Origin of the sequence: Shinella sp. HY16 (assembly GCF_028534175.1) — a bacterium.
In the GTDB taxonomy this organism is placed as follows: domain Bacteria; phylum Pseudomonadota; class Alphaproteobacteria; order Rhizobiales; family Rhizobiaceae; genus Shinella.
The window spans coordinates 1,130,139-1,154,055 of the sequence record NZ_JAHYXL010000001.1; the positions used below are offsets into that span (position 1 = coordinate 1,130,139).

Annotated in this window: 24 protein-coding genes; 12 read left to right on the top strand and 12 right to left on the bottom strand. The window is 64.8% G+C overall.

Going from position 1 to position 23,917, the window contains the following annotated elements:
* The first annotated feature begins 83 nt into the window (after positions 1–83).
* From K0P03_RS05600 to K0P03_RS05620, 5 genes are all read left to right on the top strand, one after another.
* Entirely contained in the window at positions 84–782 is a 699-nt protein-coding gene (locus K0P03_RS05600) for a phosphatidylserine decarboxylase (protein ID WP_023512608.1), read from the top strand.
* Positions 783–876: 94 nt separating this feature from the next.
* Positions 877–1,728 carry a CDP-diacylglycerol--serine O-phosphatidyltransferase gene (pssA, locus tag K0P03_RS05605; protein WP_023512609.1) on the top strand — a complete coding sequence of 284 codons (852 nt, stop codon included), beginning with the start codon at positions 877–879 and terminating at the stop codon, positions 1,726–1,728.
* A 133-nt stretch (positions 1,729–1,861) separates the two neighbouring features.
* Entirely contained in the window at positions 1,862–2,317 is a 456-nt protein-coding gene (locus K0P03_RS05610; protein ID WP_023512610.1) for a MarR family winged helix-turn-helix transcriptional regulator, read from the top strand.
* Between the two features lie 107 nt (positions 2,318–2,424).
* On the top strand, positions 2,425–3,999 hold the full coding sequence (locus K0P03_RS05615; protein WP_272790451.1) for an MFS transporter: 1,575 nt from the start codon (positions 2,425–2,427) through the stop codon (positions 3,997–3,999).
* Positions 4,000–4,004: 5 nt separating this feature from the next.
* The gene (locus tag K0P03_RS05620; protein WP_130514943.1) at positions 4,005–5,042 is read left to right on the top strand and encodes an HlyD family secretion protein; all 1,038 of its coding nucleotides are present in this window, start codon (positions 4,005–4,007) and stop codon (positions 5,040–5,042) included.
* Positions 5,043–5,229: 187 nt separating this feature from the next.
* Here K0P03_RS05620 and K0P03_RS05625 read toward each other — a convergent pair whose 3' ends face one another.
* The 5 genes from K0P03_RS05625 to alr all read right to left on the bottom strand — a co-directional run bounded on the left by K0P03_RS05625 (position 5,230) and on the right by alr (position 11,060).
* Positions 5,230–5,970, bottom strand: coding sequence for an SDR family NAD(P)-dependent oxidoreductase (locus K0P03_RS05625; protein ID WP_050742888.1), 741 nt, complete (start codon positions 5,968–5,970; stop codon positions 5,230–5,232).
* 11 nt (positions 5,971–5,981) lie between these two features.
* Positions 5,982–7,475, bottom strand: coding sequence for an amidophosphoribosyltransferase (purF, locus tag K0P03_RS05630; protein WP_050742889.1), 1,494 nt, complete (start codon positions 7,473–7,475; stop codon positions 5,982–5,984).
* A gap of 192 nt (positions 7,476–7,667) precedes the next feature.
* Entirely contained in the window at positions 7,668–8,285 is a 618-nt protein-coding gene (locus K0P03_RS05635; protein ID WP_023516732.1) for a CvpA family protein, read from the bottom strand.
* A 144-nt stretch (positions 8,286–8,429) separates the two neighbouring features.
* A complete protein-coding gene (radA, locus tag K0P03_RS05640; RefSeq protein ID WP_023516733.1) occupies positions 8,430–9,833 on the bottom strand; it encodes a DNA repair protein RadA in 1,404 nt (467 codons plus the stop codon).
* A 57-nt stretch (positions 9,834–9,890) separates the two neighbouring features.
* A complete protein-coding gene (gene alr, locus K0P03_RS05645; protein WP_272789103.1) occupies positions 9,891–11,060 on the bottom strand; it encodes an alanine racemase in 1,170 nt (389 codons plus the stop codon).
* Between the two features lie 115 nt (positions 11,061–11,175).
* Between alr and K0P03_RS05650 the strand changes: the two genes are divergently transcribed.
* Positions 11,176–11,763 carry a hypothetical protein gene (locus tag K0P03_RS05650; RefSeq protein ID WP_272789104.1) on the top strand — a complete coding sequence of 196 codons (588 nt, stop codon included), beginning with the start codon at positions 11,176–11,178 and terminating at the stop codon, positions 11,761–11,763.
* A gap of 173 nt (positions 11,764–11,936) precedes the next feature.
* Here the strand turns inward: K0P03_RS05650 and K0P03_RS05655 are convergent, their stop codons facing one another.
* From K0P03_RS05655 to rpsF, 6 genes are all read right to left on the bottom strand, one after another.
* Positions 11,937–13,436 (bottom strand): replicative DNA helicase, encoded by a 1,500-nt coding sequence (locus tag K0P03_RS05655; RefSeq protein WP_023515061.1) that lies wholly within the window; start codon positions 13,434–13,436, stop codon positions 11,937–11,939.
* Positions 13,437–13,623: 187 nt separating this feature from the next.
* Positions 13,624–14,910 (bottom strand): SAM-dependent methyltransferase, encoded by a 1,287-nt coding sequence (locus K0P03_RS05660; RefSeq protein WP_272789105.1) that lies wholly within the window; start codon positions 14,908–14,910, stop codon positions 13,624–13,626.
* A 220-nt stretch (positions 14,911–15,130) separates the two neighbouring features.
* A complete protein-coding gene (rplI, locus tag K0P03_RS05665; protein ID WP_023515799.1) occupies positions 15,131–15,709 on the bottom strand; it encodes a 50S ribosomal protein L9 in 579 nt (192 codons plus the stop codon).
* A 21-nt stretch (positions 15,710–15,730) separates the two neighbouring features.
* Positions 15,731–16,705: a DUF2232 domain-containing protein gene (locus tag K0P03_RS05670; RefSeq protein WP_023515800.1), complete on the bottom strand. Its 975-nt coding sequence runs from the start codon at positions 16,703–16,705 to the stop codon at positions 15,731–15,733.
* 211 nt (positions 16,706–16,916) lie between these two features.
* Entirely contained in the window at positions 16,917–17,165 is a 249-nt protein-coding gene (gene rpsR, locus K0P03_RS05675; RefSeq protein ID WP_023515801.1) for a 30S ribosomal protein S18, read from the bottom strand.
* A gap of 24 nt (positions 17,166–17,189) precedes the next feature.
* Positions 17,190–17,642 carry a 30S ribosomal protein S6 gene (gene rpsF / locus K0P03_RS05680; protein ID WP_023515802.1) on the bottom strand — a complete coding sequence of 151 codons (453 nt, stop codon included), beginning with the start codon at positions 17,640–17,642 and terminating at the stop codon, positions 17,190–17,192.
* A gap of 348 nt (positions 17,643–17,990) precedes the next feature.
* Here rpsF and K0P03_RS05685 point away from each other — a divergent pair, with 348 nt between their 5' ends.
* Positions 17,991–18,356: a hypothetical protein gene (locus K0P03_RS05685; protein WP_023515803.1), complete on the top strand. Its 366-nt coding sequence runs from the start codon at positions 17,991–17,993 to the stop codon at positions 18,354–18,356.
* Positions 18,357–18,520: 164 nt separating this feature from the next.
* The gene (locus K0P03_RS05690; protein ID WP_272789106.1) at positions 18,521–18,994 is read left to right on the top strand and encodes a VOC family protein; all 474 of its coding nucleotides are present in this window, start codon (positions 18,521–18,523) and stop codon (positions 18,992–18,994) included.
* A gap of 56 nt (positions 18,995–19,050) precedes the next feature.
* Here the strand turns inward: K0P03_RS05690 and K0P03_RS05695 are convergent, their stop codons facing one another.
* Positions 19,051–20,094: an aldo/keto reductase gene (locus tag K0P03_RS05695; RefSeq protein WP_272789107.1), complete on the bottom strand. Its 1,044-nt coding sequence runs from the start codon at positions 20,092–20,094 to the stop codon at positions 19,051–19,053.
* Between the two features lie 193 nt (positions 20,095–20,287).
* Here K0P03_RS05695 and fabD point away from each other — a divergent pair, with 193 nt between their 5' ends.
* The 4 genes from fabD (at position 20,288) to fabF (ending at position 23,879) form a co-directional block, all read left to right on the top strand.
* A complete protein-coding gene (fabD, locus tag K0P03_RS05700; protein WP_050742894.1) occupies positions 20,288–21,232 on the top strand; it encodes an ACP S-malonyltransferase in 945 nt (314 codons plus the stop codon).
* Positions 21,233–21,255: 23 nt separating this feature from the next.
* Positions 21,256–21,993 carry a 3-oxoacyl-[acyl-carrier-protein] reductase gene (fabG, locus tag K0P03_RS05705; protein WP_023513139.1) on the top strand — a complete coding sequence of 246 codons (738 nt, stop codon included), beginning with the start codon at positions 21,256–21,258 and terminating at the stop codon, positions 21,991–21,993.
* A 283-nt stretch (positions 21,994–22,276) separates the two neighbouring features.
* Positions 22,277–22,513 (top strand): acyl carrier protein, encoded by a 237-nt coding sequence (locus tag K0P03_RS05710; RefSeq protein WP_018327362.1) that lies wholly within the window; start codon positions 22,277–22,279, stop codon positions 22,511–22,513.
* A 106-nt stretch (positions 22,514–22,619) separates the two neighbouring features.
* Positions 22,620–23,879, top strand: coding sequence for a beta-ketoacyl-ACP synthase II (gene fabF, locus K0P03_RS05715; protein ID WP_272789108.1), 1,260 nt, complete (start codon positions 22,620–22,622; stop codon positions 23,877–23,879).
* The last annotated feature ends 38 nt before the right edge of the window (positions 23,880–23,917 follow it).

A 23,917-nucleotide genomic window follows, 5' to 3' on the forward strand; every position in this document is an offset into this window, starting at 1 on the left:
GGGGGCTAATCGCCACGCCGCATTGCCCCCACCGCCATTTCACGCTAGGTCGATGGCGTGAAATCATCAGGAGATGTCGGAAGATGAGTTTGGTCGATACGATACGCAGCACCCTGGTGCCGATTCATCGGGAGGGCTGGAAGTTCGTGGCCGGCTTCTTCGTCGCCTCGCTGCTCCTCGGCGCAGCCTGGGAACCGCTGATGTGGATCGGTTTCGTGCTCACGGCCTGGTGCGCCTACTTCTTCCGCGATCCCGAGCGCCTGACGCCGCAGGATGACGACCTTGTGATCAGCCCGGCCGATGGCCGCGTCTCGGCCGTCGCCATGGTGACGCCGCCGGCCGAACTGGAACTCGGTGACCAGCCGATGATGCGCATCTCGGTCTTCATGAACGTCTTCAATTGCCATGTGAACCGCGCGCCGATGCGTGGCCGCGTCACGCGCGTCGCCTATCGTGCGGGAAAATTCCTCAATGCCGATCTCGACAAGGCGAGCCAGGAGAACGAGCGCAACGGCCTCGTCATCGAGAGCGCGCACGGGCCGATCGGCGTCGTGCAGATCGCCGGCCTCGTCGCCCGCCGCATCCTGTGCTGGACCAACATGAACGACAGCCTGGAGGCCGGCGAACGCTTCGGCCTCATCCGCTTCGGCTCGCGCCTCGACGTCTTCCTTCCGGCAGGCGTGCAGCCGCGCGTCAGCGTTGGTCAGACGGCGATCGCCGGTGAGACGGTGCTGGCAGAATTCGGCTCGGCCAAGGGGCCGGTCATCAGCCGTCGCGGCTGAGGAAACGAGAAGAGAGGCAACAGGCAGTCGCCAACAGGGTTTCGCAACATCGACCCTTTCTGCCTGCCGCCCGAAAACAGCAAAGCGAAAAGCGATGGACACACCCTTTCCGCCCTATGAGCCGAATGGACCGAACGACGAAGCGCGCGGTCCGCGCCTGCGGGAAATCCCGCTGCGCATCATCATCCCGAACCTCATCACGGTGCTTGCCATCTGTGCGGGTCTCACCGGTATCAGGCTCGCCTTCGAAAACCGGTACGAGCTCGCCGTCGGCATGGTGCTGCTCGCCGCCTTCCTCGATGGCATCGATGGGCGTATCGCGCGCCTCCTGAAGGCCACCTCGAAGTTCGGCGGCCAGATGGATTCGCTCGCCGACATCGTCAATTTCGGCGTGGCGCCGGCACTCGTGCTCTACGTCTTCATCCTCGACCAGGCGCGCTCCTTCGGTTGGATCGCGGCGCTGATCTATGCTATCGCCGCCGGCCTCAGGCTGGCGCGTTTCAACGTCATGGCCGAGCGTGAGACCAAGGCGAAGTGGCAATCGGAATATTTTGTCGGGGTGCCGGCACCGGCCGGCGCCATGCTGGTGCTGTTGCCGGTCTATCTCGGTTTCCTTGGTCTCGCGCCGAGCCCGCTCTTTGCCTATCTCGCGTCCGGCTACACCGTGCTGATCGGCTTCCTGCTGGTCAGCCGCCTGCCGGTCTGGTCCGGCAAGTCGGAAGGCAGCCGCATCCGTCGTGACCTCGTGCTGCCGGGCATTCTGCTCGTCGTGCTCTATGTCGCAACGCTGATGAGCTTCACCTGGGAAACCATGGTGGTGACGGTCGTCGCCTATCTGGCGACCCTGCCGTTCGGCGCCCGCTCCTGGCAGCGTAAATATGGCGGCTGGACGGCGCCAGTGACACCGGGGGCCAGCGAGTTCCCCGAGGATCCCGACGGGCAGTAGCAACGCCCATCACATCCATGTGAATTTTCAGAAAGCCCTGTCCACATGCTGTGGGCAGGGCTTGATTTTTTATTGCAGGTCGATTAACTAGCAATCAAATAGATAGTAAGCTAATTGTATTTGGACTACTGAGATGAACACACCCGATCCGCGCGAGCGTATCCTAGACGACCTTTCCCGCGTGCAGCGCAAGATGCGCGCCTTGTTCGACGCCCGTGTGAAGGAGCGGGGGCTGACGCTGCCCCGCGCCCGCGCACTTCTGATCCTCGGCCGTGGCGTTAATCTCAACCAGCGTGAGCTCGCCGACGAACTCGACATCGAGACGCCGACGCTCGTGCGCCTGCTCGACGGCATGGAGAAGCAGGGTTTCATCCAGCGCCAGTCGGTGGAGGGCGACCGCCGCGCCAAGCAGATCGCCATGACGCCGCGCGGCGCCAAGGTCGCCGGAGAGGTGCTGGAGCTCGCCCGCTCGCTGCGCGCCGACGTGCTGAAGAGTATTTCGGCGCAGGACATGTCGACCACCGTCAAGGTGTTCGCCGCCATGTCCGACAATATCGCGCAGAGCTGTCGGGAGTGCGTCGAGGCATGAGCGCCGTTCCCGCTGCCGACGGGCGCGGAGGGGAGGGCGAGCCGCCGCGATCCGGGGCGCAGGAGCCGGCCGAGGAAAAACCCGCCGCCCCGCCACCGCCGCCGCCCATGGCGCCGCCAAGGGCTGCCGCCTACATGATCGCCTCCACCCTGCTCGCCATGACGCAGGGCTTCGGCCTGAACCTCGTCGCCGCCAACATCCCGCAGCTCCAGGGCCCATTCGGCGCCACCGCTGCCGAGGCGACCTGGCTGATGGCCGCCTACATGGCGCCGAACGCCTCGCTCTCGCTGGCGCTCATCAAGATCCGCAACCAGTTTGGCCTGCGCCCCTTCGCCGAACTCGGCATCGCCGCCTTTCTCCTTGTATCAGTGGCGCATATCTTCATCACGGACCTGCAGTCCGCCCTCGTGCTGCGCTTCTTCGCCGGCATCGCGGCGGCACCGCTTTCCTCGCTCGGCTTCCTCTACATGCTGGAGGCCTTCAGCCCGGCGCGCAAGCTGACGATCGGCATCTCGCTCGCGCTGACCAATATCGGTCTTGCCGCCCCGCTCACCCGGTTCATCTCGCCGGCGCTCATCGATCTCGGCGGTGTGCGGGCGCTGCTGCATTTCGAGCTGGCGCTTGCCATGCTCTCCTTTGCAGCGATCTATCTCCTGCCGCTGGCGCCGCCACCGCGGGCAAAGGTCATCGAGAAGCTCGATATCGTCAGCTACCTGTTCATCGCCGTCGGTTTCGGCTCGGGTGCCGTCGTGCTGGTGCTCGGCCGGCAATATTGGTGGCTGGAGGCCCCTTGGATCGGCACGCTGCTCGTTGTCATGGTCGGCGCGCTCACCATCGCCGCCGTCATCGAGCTTAACCGTGAAAGGCCGTTGATCGACCTGCGCTGGCTGTTCAGTCGCGAGATGCTGCACTTTGCCGCCGTGCTGGTGCTGTTCCGGCTGATGCTGGCCGAACAGACCGCCGTCGCCGGCAATTTCTTCCAGATCACCGGTCTGCAGAACGATCAGCTGGCCGGGCTCTACGGCATGGTGGCGCTCGCCACCGCCGCGGGCGGCCTTCTCTGTGCGGCCATCCTGAAGCCCGGCCGGGAGCCGGGTATCCACATGGTGGCGCTGCTTTTGATCGGCGTCGGCGCCTTTCTCGACAGCCGGGCGACGAACCTGACGCGGCCGGAGCAGATGTATGTCAGCCAGGCGATGATCGCCGCCGGCGGCAGCCTGTTCCTGCCGCCGGCCATTGCTTCCGGTTTCACGCTGGCGCTGCGCAAGGGGCCGCAATACATCCTCAGCTTCATCGTCGTCTTCCTGGTCACGCAGAGCCTCGGCGGCCTTGCCGGCTCGGCGCTGTTCGGCTCCTTCATCACGCTGCGCGAGAAGTTCCACTCGAACATCCTCGCCGAGGCGATGACGCTTGCCGATCCGCTCGTTGCCGGCCGCGTGGCGCAGCTTTCCGCCGCCTATGGCCGCACGATCATCGATCCGGCCGTGCTGAAGGCAGAGGGCGTCGCGCTGCTCGGCCAGCAGGTGACGCGGGAGGCCAATGTGCTCGCCCACAACGATGCCTTCCTCGTCATCGCGCTGCTTGCCGTCGGCGCCGCCGCGGCGCTCGCCATCCACATGCTCTACATCCGTATCAGAGAGGCCAGCGCTCGCAATGGCGAGCCGGCGGCCGTTGAAGGTTGACCGAAATGAAGACTTACATCCGCAATACCGCCACGGCGCTCGCCCTCGTCCTCGGCGTGACCGGCATCGGCGCAGTGCTCTACGCCTGGCAGCTGCCGCCCTTTGCCAGCGACGTCCAGACGACGGACAATGCCTATGTGCGCGGCTACGTGACGCTGATCAGCCCGCAGCTCGCCGGCTACGTCACCGAGGTGTCCGTGAAGGACTACGAGACGGTCAAGGCCGGCGCGGTGCTCGCCCGGCTCGACGACCGTATCTTCCGCCAGAAGGTCGAGCAGGCCAATGCCACGCTCGCCAGCCAGAAGGCGGCGCTCGCCAATTCCGAGCAGCAGGAGAACGCCGCCAAGGCGCGCATCGGCGCCAGCGAGGCGGCGCTCGACAGCGCGACCTACGCCAAGCGCCGGGCGGAGGAGAACTGGAACCGCATCGAGGAGCTGTCGAACAAGGGCATCGCCACCCAGAGCGATCGCGAGCAGAGCCGCACCACGCTCGACCAGGCGGAAGCCTCCATTGCGCAGGCGCAGGCGAATCTTGAAGTCTCCCGGCAGGACCTGCAGACGATCATCGTCGGCCGTGATTCCTTGCGCGCCGCGGTGGCGGGTGCGGAGGCCTCGGTGGAGCTCGCCAGGATCGATCTTTCCAACACGGTCATCACCGCCCCGCGTGACGGTGCCGTGGGCGAGGTGGGCGTCAAGCTCGGCCAGTATGTCGCCGCCGGCACACAGCTGATGGCCGTCGTGCCGCATGACACCTGGGTCATCGCCAACTTCAAGGAAACCCAGCTCGCCTATATCCAGCCCGGCCAGAAGGTCGAGGTCAGCGTCGATGCGCTGAAGCACGCGACGCTGACCGGCCATGTCGAGCGCTTCTCGCCTGCCGCCGGCTCGGAGTTCAGCGTGATCAAGCCCGACAACGCCACCGGCAATTTTACAAAGATCGCCCAACGCGTGCCCGTGCGCATCAGCATCGACCAGGGGCAGGACATGGCGAAGCGACTCGCACCGGGGCTTTCGGTGGTGGTGAAGACGGTGGTGGGGGAGTAGGAAACTTCGGCGCGTACTGCCGGGTTCTGCTGTGACTGCCCCTCACCCTAACCCTCTCCCCGTAAACGGGGAGAGGGGACTTGCCCCGCAAAGGGGCATTGTCTGAGGAAACGGTGCGGCATATCCCTTCTCCCCGCTTGCGGGGAGAAGGTGGCCGACAGGCCGGATGAGGGGCAACTTCCTGGGATCACTCCGGCAGGCGATAATCCAGCAGCCGCCCCTGGCGCATGTCGAAGAGCTTGCCCGTCTCCGCAAAATCCGGCGCCACCAGCGACAGGATGACCTTGGCGACCTCCGAGGGATGCTGCAGGGTCGAAGGGTCCTCGCCGGGGATGGCCTGTGCGCGCATGGCGGTGCGGGTGGCGCCGGGGTCGAGCGAGGTGATGCGCAGGGCGGTGCGCTGCGTCTCGCCGGCCCAGGTGCGCGCCAGCGCCTCCACAGCGGCCTTGGAGGCCGAGTAGGGGCCCCAGAAGGGCTTGCATTTGTGTGCGGCGCTGGACGAGAGGATGACGGCGCGGCCGGCATCCGATTTCAGGAGCAGCGGCTCAAGCGAGCGGATCAGCCGCCAGGTGGCGGTGACGTTGATCGCCATCACCTTGTCGAACACCTTCGCTTCGATATGGCCGATCGGCGAGATCGTGCCGAGCACGCCGGCGTTCGCGACGAGAATGTCCAGCTTGCCCCAGCGCTCGAAGATCGAGCCGCCGAGCTTGTCGATCGCCGGCATGTCGGCGAGGTCGAAGGGCACCAGCGTTGCCGCGCCGCCGGCGGCCTTGATGGCATCGTCCAGTTCTTCGAGGCCACCGATCGTTCGGGCGCAGGCGATGACATGCGCGCCGGCCTTTGCGAGTTCGAGGGCGGTGAAATAGCCGATACCGCGCGACGCGCCGGTGACCAGCGCGAGGCGGCCTTTCAGGTCGATGCTCATACTATCTTCGATTATCCGTTGCTTGCCATTACCGAGACCTTCCGTCCCATCGTCTCGCCTTCCTTGTCAAGGAGGCGCGTCGGATAGTCGCCGGTGAAGTAATGGTCGGTGAACTGCGGGCGGGCCGGGTTGCGGTCCTCGCCGCCGACGGCGCGGTAGAGCCCGTCGATGGAGAGGAACTCCAGCGAATCCGCCCCGATATACTTCGCCATCGCCTTGACGTCGTTGTACTGGTTGGCGAGCAGCTTGTCCCGGTCGGGCGTGTCGATGCCGTAGAAGTCGGGGTAGAAGATCATCGGGCTGGCGACGCGGATATGCACTTCCTTGGCGCCTGCATCGCGGATCATCTGCACGATCTTCAGCGACGTCGTGCCGCGCACGATCGAATCGTCGACGAGGATAACGCGCTTGCCGGCGATCATCGCGCGGTTGGCGGAATGCTTCAGCTTCACGCCGAAGGCACGGATCTGCTGTGTCGGCTCGATGAAGGTGCGGCCGACATAGTGGTTGCGGATGATGCCGTATTCGAACGGGATGCCGCTTTCCTGCGCGTAGCCGAGTGCCGCGGGCGTGCCGCCATCCGGGACGGGAACGACGACGTCGCCCTCGACCGGGTGTTCCTTGGCAAGGTTCATGCCCATGTTCTTGCGTGCGACATAGACCGAACGGCCACCGACGACGGAATCGGGGCGGGCGAAATAGACGTATTCGAAGAGGCAGAGGCGTTCCGGCTGCGGATTGCCCGATTTCTTCGCCTCGATGGTGATCGAGCCGTCCGGCTGGATTTCGCAGACGATGATCTCGCCGTTCTCGACGTCGCGGATGTACTTCGCGCCGATGATGTCGAGCGCGCAGGTTTCCGAGCAGAAGATCGGCTTGCCGTCGAGCTCGCCCATGACGAGCGGACGGATGCCCGTGGGGTCGCGCGCGGCGATCAGCTTGGTGCGGGTGATGCCGAGCATCGAGTAGCCGCCTTCCATCTGGCGGATCGCATCGATGAAGCGGTCGGTCGTGGAGGTGTAGCGCGAGCGGGCGATGAGGTGGAGCACCACTTCCGTGTCCGATGTCGACTGACAGATGGCGCCGCCCGCGATGATCTGCCGGCGCAGCGTCAGGCCGTTGGTGAAGTTGCCGTTATGGGCGACGGCGATGCCGCCGACTTCCAGTTCCGCAAAGAGCGGCTGCACATTGCGCAGCGCCACTTCTCCCGTCGTGGAGTAGCGCGTGTGGCCGATCGCCATGTTGCCGGGCAGCTTGGCGAGCGTTACCGGGTTCGTATAGTGGTCACCGACGAGGCCCATATGCTTTTCCGTATGGAACTGCTTGCCGTCGAAGGAGACGATACCGGCGGCTTCCTGGCCGCGGTGCTGGAGCGCGTGCAGGCCGAGCGCCGTCAGCGTTGCGGCTTCCGGATGACCGAGAATGCCGAAGACGCCGCACTCTTCGTGAAGCGTGTCGCCATCGAGATCGTCGTCGTGGCGGCCGGGGAACTGGAAGTCGCTCATTGCTGCAAGCCTTTGCTCGGGACCGTAAGAGGTTGCACGGGGTTCTGGGTCATTCGGCAAGGCCCATATGGGTATTGCCGAAAGCATTTGCCACCGAGGCCCGGAAGCGTCAGTGGCTGATGGTCTATTCTACCAAAAAATCGGGGAGCCTGCCTTCGCCATTTCTCGCGAGTATCAGCTCCCCTGATCGATTTATCCGTTTGTGGCGGGCGTCTCTTCGGCGGGCGCCTGGTTCGTGCCGCCGGAGGCGCCATCCGGATCCTCCGTGCCGCCTTCGGTGGGCGCGCCTTCGGCGGATTTGCCGCGCAGGCGGTCGAGGATCGTCGCGTCGGCATCTTCCGGCAGGAGCGCCACGAGGCGCGAGCCGAGATTGTCGAGCAGCGGCTTGGACTTTGCCGTGGTGACCCAGGACGGCTGCTGCTGCGGCGCGACCAGCCAGTTGAAGAACAGCATGGCGACGACGACGAGCAGGATGCCGCGCGCTGCACCGAACAGGAAGCCAAGCGTACGGTCCAGCGCGCCGATGCGGCTGTCGATGATGAAATCGGCCATGCGCATGGTGATGAAGGAGATCACGATGAGCGCGACGAGGAAGACGGCGGCGGCCGAGCCGACCATGGCGACCGTATCGCTCGTCGTGTAGTCCTTCGCATAGGGCACGAGGACCGGATAGAGGAAGTAGGCGGCTGCCGCGGCACCCACCCAGCTGGCGACGGAGAGCACCTCACGCGAAAAACCGCGCACCATCGCCAGTACGGCGGAAAACAGCGCGACGCCGATGACGATACCGTCGAGAATTGTGATGGGCATGTTCGTCCTACTCCAAACCCGAAATGTCGCCGGGCCCCGCCTCGTTCAAGCGGGGGCACCTTAGCGGAAGGCGTCTTCGCCGTCTCAGTTCGGCACGCCGGCGACCGATGTTTCCCACAGGCCATTGCCGTCTGCCGGAGGGCGTCAAACGTCCTCGTCTTCCCGCTTCAGGGCGCTCTTCGAACCGGCAATGCGCGCCACCAAATCCGGCAGGCTGTCGATCTCGCTCCAGCGGCCGCCATTGCCCTTGGGCAGATCGGCGGAACCGGCGGGCAGGACGGCCTGCGAAAAACCCAGCTTTTCCGCCTCCTTGAGGCGCTGGGCGGTGTGCGCCACCGGGCGGATTGCGCCCGACAGGCTGACTTCGCCGAAATAGACGCAATCGGCAGGAAGGGCAAGACCGGCAAGCGACGAAACGAGCGCCGAGGCGACCGCAAGGTCTGCAGCCGGTTCCGATATACGGTAGCCGCCCGCCACATTGAGGTAGACGTCGTGTTGACCGAGGCGCACGCCGCAATGGGCCTCCAGCACGGCGAGGATCATCGAAAGCCGCGCCGAATCCCAGCCGACGACCGCACGGCGCGGCGTGCCGAGCGAGGTGGGGGCGACGAGGGCCTGCACCTCGACCAGCACCGGCCGCGTGCCCTCCATGCCGGCAAAGACCGCCGCGCCCGGCGATTTCGCATTGCGCTCGCCGAGGAAGAGTTCGGACGGGTTTGAGACTTCGCGAAGGCCCTTGTCGGACATCTCGAAGACACCGATCTCGTCAGTCGGGCCGAAACGGTTCTTGACGGTGCGCAGGATGCGGTAGTGGTGGCCGCGGTCGCCTTCGAAATAGAGCACGGCGTCGACCATGTGCTCGACGACACGCGGGCCGGCGATCTGGCCTTCCTTGGTGACATGGCCGACGAGTACCATGGCGGCGCCTGTCTGCTTGGCGAAGCGGATCATCGCCTGCACGCCGGTGCGCACCTGCGTCACCGTCCCGGGCGCGGCCTCGGCGGTGTCGCTCCACAGGGTCTGGATCGAATCGATGATCACGAGATCGGGCCGCTTGCCTTCACCGACGGTGGCGAGGATGTCCTCGACATTGGTCTCGGCGGCGAGCAGCACGTCGGTCTCGGCGGCCTGCAGGCGCTGGGCGCGCAGGCGCACCTGCGCCACGGCCTCTTCGCCCGAGACATAGATGATGCGGTGGCCGCGGCGGGAGAGGGCGGCGGCGGCCTGCATAAGAAGGGTGGATTTGCCGATGCCGGGATCGCCGCCGATCAGCACGGCCGAGCCCCGCACGAAGCCGCCACCTGTGGCACGGTCGAGCTCGCCGATGCCGGTGTGGATGCGCGGGGCTTCCTCGATCTCGCCGGAGAGAGCGGTCAGCGCGACGGGGCGGCCCTTCTTCGGTACCTTGCCGGGGCCGGAGCCGATGCCGCCCATCGGATCTTCCTCGACGACGGTGTTCCACTCGCCGCAGCCCTCGCATTTCCCGACCCAGCGGGAATGGGCGGTGCCGCAGTTCTGGCAGACGAATTGGGTGCGGGCTTTCGCCATAAAATCTCGCTTTCCGGAATCGTTCCGGAAGTCCCTAGCACAAAAGGGGAACGTGTCCTATTTTTTCGCCGCTTCGTAGCGTCGTTCGTAACGCCTTCCGAGGCTGGTCAGGAGCTCGTAGTCGATCGTGCCGCCGGCGCGGGCCACATCCTCGATGGGCATATTGCGGCCGAAGAGCTCGATGAAGTCGCCGGGCCGGACGCTTCCCTCCGGCAGGTCCGTCACGTCGAAATGGGTGAGATCCATGGTGACGCGGCCGATCAGCGGTACCGCGCGGCCGTGCAGCACGCCGCCGGCACCCGGGACGTTCGTCTTGCGCAGCGGCACGCCTGAGCCGGAAAGGGCGCGCATGTAGCCATCCGCATAGCCGACCGCGGCGACGGCGATGCGCGTGTCGCGGGTGAAGACGGTGGTGGCGCCGTAGCTGACGCTTTCGCCGGTTTTCGCCTCGCGCACCTGGAGGATGCGGGCTTCGGCGGTGACGACGGGCTTCATCGGGTTCGGCGCGTCGTTGACGGCCGCGCCGCCATAGAGCGAGATGCCCGGGCGGGTGAGGGTGAAGTGATATTCTTCGCCGAGGAAGATGCCGGCCGAATTGGCCAGCGTCGCATCGATGCCGTCGAAGGCATCGACGGCGGTGCGGAACCGCTGGAGCTGCTGGCGGTTGAGCGGGTGGTTCGGATCATCCGCGCAGGCGAGATGGCTGAGCAGCATGATCGGCGAGAAGCTCGCCGGCCGCGCCACGTCGCCGGCAAGCGCCAGGGCATCTTCGACGCGCAGGCCGAGCCGGCTCATACCCGTGTCGACATGCAGCACGCAGGGGTGGTCGCTTCCGTCGGAGACCGCGGCCATGAAGACGGCGAGCTGTTCCTCCGAGGCAATGACCGGCACAAGGTCGAACTCGAAGAACAGCCGCTCGGAGCCGGCCCACATGCCGGACAGAACGTAGATGCGGGCATCCGGCAGCGTCGCGCGCAACGCAGCGCCTTCCGCCGGGGTGGCGACGAAGAAATCGCGCGCACCTGCCAGGTGAAAGGTCCTTGCCGCCGGTTCGAGGCCGATGCCGTAGGCGTCGGCCTTCAGCACCGCGGCGGTACGCGCTGCGCCGGAGCGCCGCGCCATGGCGCGCCAGTTGTCGGCAAGCGCAGAAAGATCGATCGTCAGGCGAGCATGGTCCTCGCCGGCGACGGGCAGGGTGGAGCGGGTGGGCGTGTGGTGCGTGCTCATTTCAGTGAGATACAGCCTGTGGACCATGGCGGCAATACGGCCGCCGGCTGCATTGCCGGTACGAAACGCGGCCTCTATGGTGCCGCGCCGAAAGGGAGAGACGATGCGGGCAGGAATGAGAACGGCCGTTGGGGCGATGGCCCTCGCTCTTTCGGGCGAGGCGGCGGTTGCGGAGAGCGTGCCGACGGATGCCGCGATGCGCGAGGCGCATGCGGTGCTGCTCGGCCTTGCCCAGGACGGTGCGGTGCCGGTGCGCGAGGCGGGCGCGGACATCTACTATTCCATCGTCGACAATCCCGAGGCGCCCCGGCTGGTGACCCGGCTGGAAGTCTCCGGAGCGCCCTGTCGTGCCCGCACGACCGCAGCCCTGCAGTTCCCGGAAAAGTGGGCGACGCTGACGCTCGGCCTGGTCGATCTCAGCCGCGTGACGGCGGTCACGGCCTATGCCTCTGCCGATGACATGATCGCGGAGGCAAAACCCATTCCGCTCGCCTCTCCCGACGTGGAGCAGATCGTTCTGACGGGCGAGGGGCTCTATTGTTCGAGCCGCATGGCGCTTTCAGGGGAGAGTGGGGCCTCTGACGGCACCTGCTCGGACAGGCTGGACCTGTCGATGATGGACGAGGAGCAAAAGGCGCGCGGCCGGCGGGCGCTCGCCATCGTGGGCGATTTCTGCAAGGCCCCGGCTTTCGGCAAGCGGTGAGCGGGCAAGAGGAGGATTGCCCCTCATCTGGCCTGGCGGCCCCCTTCTCCCCGCAAGCGGGGCGAAGGGGATGTGCGGCACCGGTTTCCCCAACCAATGATGGTTCGTGAGGCAAGTTCCCTCTCCTCGCTTGCGGGGAGAGGTCTAGGGTGAGGGGCGAACCCCGGCTCCCGTCAATGCTCGTACTGGGTGAACGACGGATCGGCGAGGTCGGTGAAGCGGGTGTATTCCGACTGGAAGGCCAGTTTCACCGTGCCGGTCGGTCCGTGGCGCTGCTTGGCGATGATGACGTCGGCGGTGCCCTTCACGGCCTCGAACTTCATCTTCCACTCTTCGTATTTCGGGTCGAACTCGTCGCGCGGCTCGAGGTTCTTCACGTAGTATTCCTCGCGGAACACGAAGAGCACCACGTCGGCGTCCTGTTCGATCGAGCCCGATTCGCGAAGGTCGGAAAGCTGCGGGCGCTTGTCCTCGCGGCTTTCCACCTGACGGGAGAGCTGGGAGAGCGCGATGATCGGCACGTTCAGCTCCTTGCCGAGCGCCTTGAGGCCGGTGGTGATCTGGGTGATTTCCTGCACGCGGTTGTCGCTGGATTTTCCCGAGCCGGTCATCAGCTGGATATAGTCCACCACGAGGCAATCGAGGCCGCGCTGGCGCTTGAGGCGGCGGGCGCGGGCGGAAAGCTGGGCGATCGAGATACCACCGGTCTGGTCGATATAGAGCGGCACCTTCTGCATCATCTGGCTGCAGGCGACCAGCTTTTCGAAATCGGCCTCGGAAATGTCACCGCGACGGATTTTTGACGAGGAAACTTCCGTCTGCTCGGAAATGATACGCGTTGCGAGCTGTTCGGACGACATTTCGAGCGAATAGAAGCCGACGACGCCGCCATTTTTCGCCTTGAAGGAACCGTCCGCCTGCACTTCCGGCTCGTAGGAGGCGGCGATGTTGTAGGCGATGTTGGTGGCAAGCGAGGTCTTGCCCATGCCGGGGCGTCCGGCGAGCACGATCAAGTCCGAGCGCTGCAGGCCGCCCATGCGGCCATCGAGCGAGTGGATGCCGGTGGAAATGCCCGATAGCGAGCCGTCGCGCTCGAAGGCGGCGCCGGCCATGTCGATCGCCAGCGCAACGGCATCGTTGAACGACTGGAAGCCGCCATCGTAGCGGCCGGTTTCGGCCAGTTCGAACAGGCGCCGTTCGGCATCCTCGATCTGGTTCTGCGGCGGCATGTCGAGCGGAGCGTCATAGGCGATGTTGACCATGTCCTCGCCGATGGTGATCAGCGAGCGGCGCAGCGCAAGGTCATAGATGGCGCGGCCGTAATCTTCCGCGTTGATGATCGTCACGGCTTCGGCGGCAAGACGCGCGAGGTACTGCGGGATCGTCAGGTCGCCGACCTTGCCGTCGGCCGGCAGGTGGGTCTTCAGCGTGATCGTCGTCGCGATTTTGCCCATGCGGATCGTGTCGCCGGCAAGCTCGTAGATCTTGCGGTGCAGCGGCTCGTTGAAGTGCATGGGCTTCAGGAAATCCGAGACGCGGTAATAGGCATCGTTGTTGACCAGGATCGCGCCGAGCAGCGCCTGTTCGGCCTCGACGTTGTTCGGTGCCTCGCGATGATGCAGCTCCGCATTGTCGCGGCCCGCCTGGCTGAGTTTGCGCACGGCGTCGTTCATCGTCCCGAATCTCCCCATCCCTGTTTGCGAAGGCCGCTGGTTTGGTTTCTTTGCCGCCGGGGGTCAAGCGCTTCCGACTCGGCCCGACCATTAAGCCCGTTGTTAGACTTTTCCACAGGCGTGCGGGACACAGCAAGCCCGGATTGCGCCGGGCCTGCTGGCTTTCGGTTGACACCGCTTTCGAATCTCAGAGCGAGGCTTCCTGCGGAAACTGCCGCGCACCGCGGCGTTCGCCCTTGGGATTGCCCTCGTGCGCCTTGAGACAATCCTCGCCGCGGCCGATATATTCGCGCGTCAGCGGCGCGGCCTTCTGGTCATGCGCCAGCTGAAGCTGGAAGACGACGAGGTTCTGCCAGCGGAAGGCACTCTCGGAAGCCGCGAGGTAGAACTCCCAGATCCGGCAGAATTTCTCGTCGTAGAGCGCCTTGGCCTCGTCGCGCCGGGCCATGAAGCGTTCCCGCCAGTGGCGCAACGTTTCGGCATAGTGCAGGCGCAGGATTTCCACATCCGTCACGGCAAGCCCGCTCTTCTCCACCGCCTGCATGACCTCCGAAAGGGCAGGGATATAGCCGCCCGGGAAGATGTACTTCTCGATGAACGGGTTGTTGGCGGAGGGACGGTCCGTACGGCCGATCGTGTGCAGCAGCATCACCCCGTCCTGCTTCAGGAGCGACGCGCTCTTGCGGAAGAAGGTCAGGTAGTTCGGGCGGCCGACATGTTCGAACATGCCGACCGAGACGATGCGGTCGAACGGGCCGTCCGTGTTGCGATAGTCCTGCAGCAGGAACTTGACCTCTTCCGAGAGTCCGGCTTCGCTCGCCCGCGTCATGGAAAGGGCGTGCTGCTCGTCGGAGAGCGTCACGCCCGTGACCTTGGCGCCGAGCTGCCGGGCAAGGTAGAGCGCCATGCCGCCCCAGCCGCTGCCGATGTCGAGCACGCTCTGCCCCGGCCGGATGATGTTGAGTTTCGCCGCGATGTGGCGCTTCTTGGCAAGCTGCGCGTCGTCGAGCGTCTGGTCCGGCCGTTCGAAATAGGCGCAGGAATATTGCCGGTCCTGGTCGAGGAAGAGATCGTAGAGCGCACCCGTCAGGTCATAGTGGTGCTGCACGTTCTTGCGCGAGCGTACGATGCTGTTCTTCTCCCGTATCCAGCGGAAGAGGTAGCGCGCCCGTTCGAGCAGGTGGTTCCAGCGACTGTCGTAATATTTGAAATCGGGATTGCCGGTAAAGATGGTCGTCAGGAGGTCGTAGATATCGCCCTCCACGATCTCGATATCCCCCGTGCCATAGTGATGCCCGAGATAGTAGGCAGGGTCGAGGGCGAGGCCCCAGACCGCCTTCTTCGTGTTGAGACGCATGTGGACGGGATTTCCGGTGCCGTCGCCGAAGCTCTGGCGGGTGCCGTCCGGGTAGGTGATCGTCAGATTTCCGGTCTCGACGAGGCGGGAAACGAGAGCCTGTACAATGAATTTCATTCGCTAAACTCCGTCGCGCTTAAAAAATCTGGCGGAACGGGTCTGGTCGCAAACCGGCCTAAAAAAAGCGGCCCGACCGCCAATCCAGTCTAACGACATATAAATATTGATGCGAAAATCCGGATTTCAAGCCGTGCCTTTCGGCTGCCGCAAAAGCAAAGGGCCGGCAAAGCCGGCCCCAAAAAGCAGATGAGCCGGCAAAGCCGGCTCACTGTTGTTCTCAGGCTTCGTCTTCGTCTACGCCGTCGGCTTCCGGATCGAAGAAGTCGGCTGCCGTCAGGGCGTCTTCGTCAACGCCGTAGATGGCGTCGGCAGAGGTCAGGCTTTCGCCCTTCGACTGACGTTCGGCTTCTTCGACGGAGCGGGCAACGTTGACTTCGACCGAGATCTCGACTTCGGCGTGCAGGTGCAGGACGACCTTGTGCAGGCCGATCGCCTTGATCGGGGTGTTGAGCTCGACCTGGTTGCGGCCGATGTTGAAGCCTTCGGCAGCCAGCGCCTCGATGACGTCGCGGGCAGCGACCGAGCCGTAGAGCTGGCCGGTTTCGCCGGCGGAGCGGACGATGATGAAGGACTTGCCGTCGAGCTTCTCGGCGACGGCCTGGGCTTCCGACTTGCGCTCGAGGTTGCGGGCTTCGAGCGTCGCACGCTCGGATTCGAAGCGCTTCTTGTTGGCTTCGTTGGCGCGCAGCGCCTTGCCGAGCGGCAGCAGGTAGTTACGGGCAAAGCCGTCGCGAACCTTTACGGTTTCGCCCATCTGGCCGAGCTTGGCGATGCGTTCGAGGAGAATGACGTCCATTTTAGAGTTCCTTTCTGAATGTCAGGTGTTCTGGTTTTTCTTCTCTGCCGGGCCGGCTGGCGTCAGCGCGATGGTGCGCCGCGTGTCCATCAGGCCCAGAATGAGGATGGCGAAGATCGGTATGGTGAAGAGCAGTACCGAGATATAGGCGAACCACAGGGCGAACAGCCGCCACGGCTTGCCGCGCGTCCTGAAATGCAGGCTCGCAAAGCCGGCAAGCACGAAACCGGCCCCGAAGGTGCCGCAGACGAGCGCGCCGATGATCGCCGGCACGCCGCCCATGAAGGCGAGAACGAGACCGGCGAGGAAGAAGAAGATCGCGTTGCGGTGCATGCGCAGCGTCGAGGGCATATCCTCGCGCGGGCGAAGGCCGCGGCCGGACAGGCGCACGATGAAGGTCGCAACGTAGTATGCGGCGAACAGCAGGAACACCCAGAGAGCGCCCTGCACCAGCGGCAGCGCCAGCGCGAAAACGGCCTTGAGCTGCGCGACGGCGGTCGCATCGGGATTGTAGAGCGGTTCCTGCGCTTTCAGCGTCGCGATGACGATATCGACGAGCTGGCTCGCCATGGCGCTGTCGTAGCCGACGATCGCGCCGACGGCGACCATGCCGAGCGTCACCATGACGGCGAGATGTGCGAGGATGTTGGACAGCGGATACCAGGCGAGTGCATTGTCCGGGCCGCCGAGTTCGGAGGCGGGGCGGGCTAGATTCGCGAGATTGGAGAGCCAGCCGGCCGGGATCAGCGTGATGATGACGATCAGCAGCGCGAAATGCGAGGAGACCAGCATGGAGGCGGTCGCCCCGCCGGCGACGACGGCGATCAGCGCGCTGGCATTGCCCCAGCCGAGGCCGGCGATGAGGATGGGAAGGGCGGACGCGGCGTAAAGCACGATCGCGAGAGTCGACTGCGCGTTCGCGCTCAGCGACAGCAGAGCGGCGGTCACACCGGCAATCAGGCCGGTCGCAATCGAGGTTGGCGTCAGGGTCTTCACGGTTTCGCTGTCCTGTCCGGTCAGACAGTTAGAGGAGTTTCCTGACAGATTGATTCAGGACCGTCTCCCCAACATGGGATTTGACCTCTTTCAAGGTCGGCGGCTCCGATCCGCGCCCAACGCGGAAGGGAAAGGGGAAGGCGGCAGGGCCGTCTTCTCCGGAGTCATGCTTTGCGGCCCGACGTCGAGTCAGGCCGCAGAGTCAGTATGCTTACGCTACGACGTAGGGCAGCAGGCCGAGGAAGCGGGCGCGCTTGATCGCCTTGGCGAGTTCGCGCTGCTTCTTCTGGGAAACGGCCGTGATGCGGGACGGAACGATCTTGCCACGCTCGGAAATGTAGCGCGACAGGAGACGGACGTCCTTGTAGTCGATCTTCGGTGCGTTTGCGCCCGAGAAGGGGCAGGTCTTGCGGCGGCGGTGGAACGGACGGCGTGCCGGAGCGGAAGAAACATCAGCCATAGTCAAAATCTCCTTCTGCTTCGATTACGCGCGGTCTTCGCGGGCCGGACGGTCGCCACGCGGCGGGCGGTCGCCGAAGTCGCGGCGCGGACGGTCACCGAAATCGCGACGCGGGCCACGGTCGTCGCCATCACGGCGCGGACGGTCGTCGCGGTCGCGCTTCTGCATCATGGCCGACGGGCCTTCTTCGTGGGCTTCCACGGCGATGGTCATGTAACGAAGAACGTCTTCGTTGATGCGCATCTGGCGTTCCATCTCGTGGATGGCGGCGGCCGGAGCGTCGATGTCCATCAGCGCGTAATGCGCCTTGCGGTTCTTCTTGATGCGGTAGGTGAGGGACTTGAGGCCCCAGTTCTCAACCCGGCCGACCTTGCCGCCGAGCGATTCGATCACACCCTTGTACTGTTCGACGAGAGCGTCGACCTGCTGGGCGGACACGTCCTGGCGGGCCAGGAATACATGTTCGTAAAGAGCCATGTGGCTTTGCCTTTCTTGCGTTTACACCCGAAACCGGCGCCAAGCCTCAACGACAGTTCTCAAGGGCGGGGCGCCCGAAGCAAGAAAAGCGTTAATCCAGACGGTCGAGAGCGGAGACACGGGAGGCCGGAGCCCTTGGCTCCAACGGCGGTCTTTTGGGGTCGCCGGCCCTCCGTTCAGCCACCAGCCGATTGACCGGGTGTGTTGAACAGCGCGCCTTATACGGATTTTCCGGCGGAAAGCAAGTCTAGCACTCCAGAAGCGTGCTGACCCGTTTTGCAACAGGGCGGGAACCAAAAGGAAGACGCCGCGTTGTTCATTCCGATCCAACCAGATGGAGTGACAGACATGCAAGACCCGAACCTTGTCAATCGTCCCCCGGAAGATCGCACGACGCGTCCGGTGGATGACCGCGGACCGACCGTCGTGAACCAGAGCAGCGGGAGTGGCACGGGCGGCTGGGCAGTGGCCGTGATTCTCGCAGTGCTCGTTGCCGTGGGCATCTTCTATTTCGTCGGCAGCGGAACGCCGGGTGACGGCGTCGACCCGAACGCCAACACCTCGGCCATCGGCACGACGGACACGGCGCCGGCCGGCGGCACGGCAACGGATGGCCAGACGGGCGGTGCTACCGGCACGCAGCCGCTGGAAGGCCAGCCGAGCGGCGGCCAGCAGCCCGCCGAAGGTGGTGGCGCGACCACGACCACGCCGTAACGTCACCCCGCAAAGAGCAGGGCGAAAGGAAACCCGTCGGCAACGGCGGGTTTCTTTCGTCGTCTCGGTTTTTTTGAAGCCCGGTGTCGGGTCGCGGCCGCGCCGAACGTCTACACTGCATGGGCCGCGATCGATGGCCTCGTAACCGGATGGAGGATGCACCAATGCCGAAGAACACGATCTGCCTGTGGTTTGACAAGGATGCCGAAGCGGCCGCCCGCTTTTATGCCGCGACGTTTCCCGACAGCGCCGTGGGCGATGTCACCCGCGCGCCGGGCGATTACCCCGATGGCAAGCAGGGAGAAGTGCTGGTCGTCGGCTTCACGGTCGCCGGCATTCCGTGCATCGGCCTGAACGGCGGGCCGACCTTCAAGCACAACGAAGCCTTCTCCTTCCAGATATCCACGGAGGATCAGGAAGACACCGACCGTTACTGGAATGCGATCGTCGGCAATGGCGGGCAGGAAAGCGAGTGCGGCTGGTGCAAGGACAAATGGGGTATCTCTTGGCAGATCACGCCGCGCGTCCTCATGGATGCGCTTGCCGCCGGTGGCGACGAGGCGAAACGCGCCTTCAACGTGATGATGACGATGAAGAAGATCGACGTCGCCGCCATCGAGGCGGCCCGGCGCGGCTGAGTCGCGAACCTTTTCGGAAGATAAGAGACGGGCGGCCAATGGCCGCCCGCTTCTTGTCAGATCGGCGCGGGATAGAGCCGGTGGATGCGGCGGATGCCATTCGTCACGTCGGCCGAGAGAGTTACGTCGACGGCGCCGATATCCGTCTTCAGCTGCTCCATCGACGTCGCGCCGATGATGACGGAGGCCATGAAGGGCCGCGCCAGGCAGAAGGCGAGGGCCATCTGGCCGGCGTCCAGCCCGTGCTCCTTGGCAAGGTCCACATAGGCGCGCACGGCCGGCTCCTGAAGCGGCTGGTAGCGGCCGCCGAGGTCGCCGTTCTTCGTCAGGCGCGACCCCTCGGGGCGGGCGCCGTCGAGATACTTGCCCGTCAGAAGCCCGGCAGCGAGCGGCGAATAGGCGAGCAGGCCGATATCCTCGTGGTGCGAGACTTCGGCAAGGTCGAGGTCATAGGCCCGGTAGAGCAGATTGTATTCGTTCTGGATCGAGGCGACGCGCGGCAGGCCCCTGGTCTCGGCGTGGCGCAGGAACTGCATCGTGCCCCAGGCCGTCTCGTTGGAAAGGCCGAGGGCCCGCACCTTGCCGGCCTTGACGAGTTCCCCGACGGTTTCGAGGGCTTCCGCCAGCTCGGCGGCAACCACCTCGCGATCCTGCTTCGACGGGTCGTAGCTCCAGGCGTTGCGGAAGTGATAGTGCCCGCGGTTCGGCCAGTGCAGCTGGTAGAGGTCGACATAGTCGGTCTTCAGCCGCTGGAGACTGCCGTCGATGGCTTCAAGGATGCCGGCACGGTTTATCGGTGCGCCGCTGCGGATATAGGGGCGGCCGGGGCCGGCGACCTTGGTGGCGAGGATGACCTTCTCGCGGTTGCCGCGCGCCTGCATCCAGGTGCCGATGAACCGTTCGGTGTCGCCGTAGGTTTCTGCGGAAAGCGGTGTCGTCGGATAGAGTTCGGCAGTATCGATAAAGTTCACACCGTGGGCGAACGCATAGTCGAGCTGGTCGTGCGCGTCCTTCTCGCTGTTCTGCGAGCCCCAGGTCATCGTGCCAAGGCAGATTTCCGACACGCTGATGCCGGTCCGGCCAAGCGGATTATACTTCATGGGAGGAGAAATCCTGTTGTGGAAACGGCGCGACTGTAGGCGGCTCCTCGTGAATCGCAAGACGGAAAGCGCCTTTTCCCTGTGTGAAGGCCTTGGAAATGCCGGCTTTGAGGTGCCGGAAGCCTGCCGCACGCCTTGACTCGCCGGGTCGGAATGTGAATGGAAAAGAAAACATGAGACGGGAGAGACCCCTATGAGCGTAGCATTCACCTTCCCCGGCCAGGGCAGCCAGGCCGTCGGCATGGGCAAGGATCTCGCGGAAGCCTTCCCGGAGGCGCGCGCCGTTTTCGCGGAAGTCGACGAGGCGCTCGGCCAGAAGCTTTCCGCCATCATGTTCGAAGGACCGGAAGAAACGCTGACGCTGACGGCCAACGCCCAGCCGGCGCTGATGGCCGTGTCGATCGCCGTCATGCGCGTGCTCGAGGCGCGCGGCCTGTCGCTGAAGGATCAGGTCTCCTATGTCGCCGGACACTCGCTCGGCGAATATTCGGCGCTCTGTGCCGCCGGAACCTTCACGCTGGCCGATACGGCACGCCTTCTGCGCATCCGCGGCAATGCCATGCAGTCCGCGGTCCCGGTCGGCGAAGGTGCGATGGCTGCCATCATCGGCCTGGAACAGGCGGATGTCGAAGCCATCTGCAAGGAAGCCTCCACCGGCGGCAGCTGCCAGATCGCCAACGACAACGGCGGTGGCCAGCTCGTCATTTCCGGCTCCAAGCCGGCCGTCGAGGTCGCAGCCCGGCTTGCGACGGAAAAGGGTGCCAAGCGTGCGCTGATGCTGTCCGTCTCCGCCCCTTTCCATTCCGCCCTGATGGGCCCGGCCGCCGACGCCATGCGCGAGGCGCTGGCAGGCGTTTCGGTCAAGGCGCCGGTCGTGCCCGTCATTGCCAATGTACGCGCGGCTCCGGTCAGTGAGCCGCAGGAGATCGCCCGCCTGCTCGTCGAGCAGGTCACCGGCCAGGTGCGCTGGCGCGAGACGGTCGAATGGTTCGCGGCAAACAATGTCACCACGCTTTATGAGGTCGGTTCCGGCAAGGTGCTGACGGGCCTTGCCCGCCGCATCGACAAGTCCGTCACCGGCATCGCCATCAACACGCCCGCCGATATCGACAGCGCGCTCGCAGCCCTCATCGGTTGATCTAATCTTAAAGGAACGGAACCATGTTTGATCTTTCCGGCCGCAAGGCTCTCGTTACCGGCGCTTCCGGTGGCATCGGCGAAGAGATCGCCCGCATCCTCCATGCCCAGGGCGCCATCGTCGGCCTGCATGGCACGCGCGTCGAAAAGCTCGAAACGCTTGCCAATGAGCTTGGCGAGCGCGTCCACATCTTCCCGGCAAACCTCTCCGACCGCGCCGAAGTCAAGGCGCTGGGCGAGAAGGCGGAAGCCGATCTCGGCGGCGTCGACATCCTCGTCAACAATGCCGGCATCACCAAGGACGGTCTCTTCGTGCGCATGAGCGACGACGACTGGGATGCGGTTCTGGAAGTCAACCTCACGGCCGTGTTCCGCCTGACGCGCGAGCTCACCCATCCGATGATGCGCCGCCGCTACGGCCGCATCATCAACATCACCTCCGTCGTCGGCGTCACCGGCAATCCGGGCCAGGCGAACTATTGCGCCTCCAAGGCCGGCATGATCGGCTTCACCAAGTCGCTCGCGCAGGAGATCGCCACCCGCAACGTCACGGTCAACTGCGTCGCGCCCGGCTTCATCGAAAGCGCGATGACCGGCAAGCTGAACGACAAGCAGAAGGAAGCCATCATGGGCGCCATTCCGATGAAGCGCATGGGCACCGGCGCGGAAGTTGCATCCGCCGTCGCCTATCTCGCCTCCTCGGAAGCGTCCTACATGACAGGCCAGACGCTGCATGTGAACGGCGGCATGGCGATGATCTGATACAGGGCCAAGTGCCCGGCGTTGCAGCACGAATAGCATGTTGACCGCTGGCGCACCGGGCATTTTCGGACTTTGCGGCAGACTTAAACCGTGTTAATCGGGCCATGACTGTCAGCAGTCGATCGGCAAATGCCTCGCGCGTTCAGGCGGTACGCAACAGTATCGTCAATGCCGCATTGCCAGTTGAAGGGATTGCCGGATGTGTTCTTGAGGCACATCGGGCGTGTTGAGTGTCCGGTGCCGTGACAGGCGCCGATCAAAAACAAAGGTCGAGGAATCCGACATGAGCGACGTAGCAGAACGCGTAAAGAAAATTGTCATTGATCATCTGGGTGTTGACGCCGAAAAGGTCAGCGAAGGCGCAAGCTTCATCGATGATCTTGGCGCGGACTCGCTCGACACCGTCGAACTGGTCATGGCGTTCGAAGAAGAATTCGGCGTCGAGATCCCGGACGATGCGGCTGACTCGATCCTGACGGTCGGCGACGCCGTCAAGTTCATCGAGAAGGCCCAGGCCTGATCGAACATTCCGGCGGGCCTCCTTCGGGTGGCCCGTCCCGGCCTTCCCGGGCCGCACCTCCTCTTGGGGCAATAGACATAGAATACATAAGGGTGGATCACGGACGATGAGGCGTGTCGTTATCACGGGTACCGGCATGGTATCCCCGCTTGGCTGTGGCACCGAAGTTACCTGGAGCCGGCTTCTTGAAGGCCGCAGCGGCGCTGCCAGGGTAACCACCTTCGAGGTCGATGACCTCCCTGCAAAGATAGCCTGCTCCATTCCCCTCGGCGACGGTACCGGCGGTACCTACAATGCCGACCAGTGGATGGAACCGAAGGAGCAGCGCAAGGTCGATCCTTTCATCGTCTACGCCGTCGCTGCCGCCGACATGGCGCTGGCAGACGCCGGCTGGCATCCGAAGACCGACGAGGACCAGATCGCGACCGGCGTGCTCATCGGCTCGGGTATCGGCGGCCTCGATGGCATCGTCGAGGCCGGCTACACGCTGCGCGACAAGGGTCCGCGCCGCGTCTCGCCCTTCTTCATTCCCGGCCGCCTGATCAACCTCGCCTCCGGCCAGGTCTCCATCAAGCACAAGCTGCGCGGCCCGAACCATTCCGTCGTCACCGCCTGCTCGACCGGCGCGCACGCCATTGGCGATGCCAGCCGCCTGATCGCGCTGGGCGATGCTGACGTCATGGTGGCGGGCGGTGCCGAATCGCCGATCTGCCGCATCGCGCTCGCCGGCTTTGCCGCCTGCAAGGCGCTCTCCACCGACCGCAATGACGACCCGACCGCTGCCTCGCGCCCCTATGACCGCGACCGCGACGGCTTCGTCATGGGCGAGGGCGCCGGCGTCGTCATCTTGGAAGAGCTGGAGCACGCGAAGGCGCGCGGCGCAAAGATCTACGCCGAAGTCGTCGGCTACGGTCTTTCGGGCGATGCCTACCACATCACCGCGCCGTCGGAAGACGGCGATGGCGCCTATCGCTGCATGCAGATGGCGCTGAAGCGCGCTGGCATTCCGGCAAGCGAGCTCGACTATATCAACGCACACGGCACCTCCACCATGGCCGACACGATCGAGCTTGGTGCGGTGGAGCGTCTGGTCGGCGATACCGCATCGCGCGTCTCCATGTCGTCCACCAAGTCGGCGATCGGCCATCTGCTCGGCGCCGCCGGCGCCGTCGAGGCGATCTTCACGGCGCTGGCGATCCGTGACAATATCGCTCCGCCGACGCTGAACCTCGACAATCCCGACGTCGAGACGGCGATCGACCTGGTGCCGCACAAGGCGCGCAAGCGCGAGATCAACGTGGCGCTGTCCAATTCGTTCGGCTTCGGCGGAACGAATGCGTCGCTGGTTCTCAAGCGCTACGCCTGAACCGGGGCTTCTGCCCCGGCACGCTACACACCCGAATG

Coding starts and splice junctions, on each gene's coding strand:
- K0P03_RS05600 (WP_023512608.1), top strand. CDS start 84: ATGAGTTTGGTCGATACGATACGCAGCACCCTGGTGCCGATTCATCGG.
- pssA (WP_023512609.1), top strand. CDS start 877: ATGGACACACCCTTTCCGCCCTATGAGCCGAATGGACCGAACGACGAA.
- K0P03_RS05610 (WP_023512610.1), top strand. CDS start 1,862: ATGAACACACCCGATCCGCGCGAGCGTATCCTAGACGACCTTTCCCGC.
- K0P03_RS05615 (WP_272790451.1), top strand. CDS start 2,425: ATGGCGCCGCCAAGGGCTGCCGCCTACATGATCGCCTCCACCCTGCTC.
- K0P03_RS05620 (WP_130514943.1), top strand. CDS start 4,005: ATGAAGACTTACATCCGCAATACCGCCACGGCGCTCGCCCTCGTCCTC.
- K0P03_RS05625 (WP_050742888.1), bottom strand. CDS start 5,970: ATGAGCATCGACCTGAAAGGCCGCCTCGCGCTGGTCACCGGCGCGTCG.
- purF (WP_050742889.1), bottom strand. CDS start 7,475: ATGAGCGACTTCCAGTTCCCCGGCCGCCACGACGACGATCTCGATGGC.
- K0P03_RS05635 (WP_023516732.1), bottom strand. CDS start 8,285: ATGCCCATCACAATTCTCGACGGTATCGTCATCGGCGTCGCGCTGTTT.
- radA (WP_023516733.1), bottom strand. CDS start 9,833: ATGGCGAAAGCCCGCACCCAATTCGTCTGCCAGAACTGCGGCACCGCC.
- alr (WP_272789103.1), bottom strand. CDS start 11,060: ATGAGCACGCACCACACGCCCACCCGCTCCACCCTGCCCGTCGCCGGC.
- K0P03_RS05650 (WP_272789104.1), top strand. CDS start 11,176: ATGAGAACGGCCGTTGGGGCGATGGCCCTCGCTCTTTCGGGCGAGGCG.
- K0P03_RS05655 (WP_023515061.1), bottom strand. CDS start 13,436: ATGAACGACGCCGTGCGCAAACTCAGCCAGGCGGGCCGCGACAATGCG.
- K0P03_RS05660 (WP_272789105.1), bottom strand. CDS start 14,910: ATGAAATTCATTGTACAGGCTCTCGTTTCCCGCCTCGTCGAGACCGGA.
- rplI (WP_023515799.1), bottom strand. CDS start 15,709: ATGGACGTCATTCTCCTCGAACGCATCGCCAAGCTCGGCCAGATGGGC.
- rpsR (WP_023515801.1), bottom strand. CDS start 17,165: ATGGCTGATGTTTCTTCCGCTCCGGCACGCCGTCCGTTCCACCGCCGC.
- rpsF (WP_023515802.1), bottom strand. CDS start 17,642: ATGGCTCTTTACGAACATGTATTCCTGGCCCGCCAGGACGTGTCCGCC.
- K0P03_RS05685 (WP_023515803.1), top strand. CDS start 17,991: ATGCAAGACCCGAACCTTGTCAATCGTCCCCCGGAAGATCGCACGACG.
- K0P03_RS05690 (WP_272789106.1), top strand. CDS start 18,521: ATGCCGAAGAACACGATCTGCCTGTGGTTTGACAAGGATGCCGAAGCG.
- K0P03_RS05695 (WP_272789107.1), bottom strand. CDS start 20,094: ATGAAGTATAATCCGCTTGGCCGGACCGGCATCAGCGTGTCGGAAATC.
- fabD (WP_050742894.1), top strand. CDS start 20,288: ATGAGCGTAGCATTCACCTTCCCCGGCCAGGGCAGCCAGGCCGTCGGC.
- fabG (WP_023513139.1), top strand. CDS start 21,256: ATGTTTGATCTTTCCGGCCGCAAGGCTCTCGTTACCGGCGCTTCCGGT.
- K0P03_RS05710 (WP_018327362.1), top strand. CDS start 22,277: ATGAGCGACGTAGCAGAACGCGTAAAGAAAATTGTCATTGATCATCTG.
- fabF (WP_272789108.1), top strand. CDS start 22,620: ATGAGGCGTGTCGTTATCACGGGTACCGGCATGGTATCCCCGCTTGGC.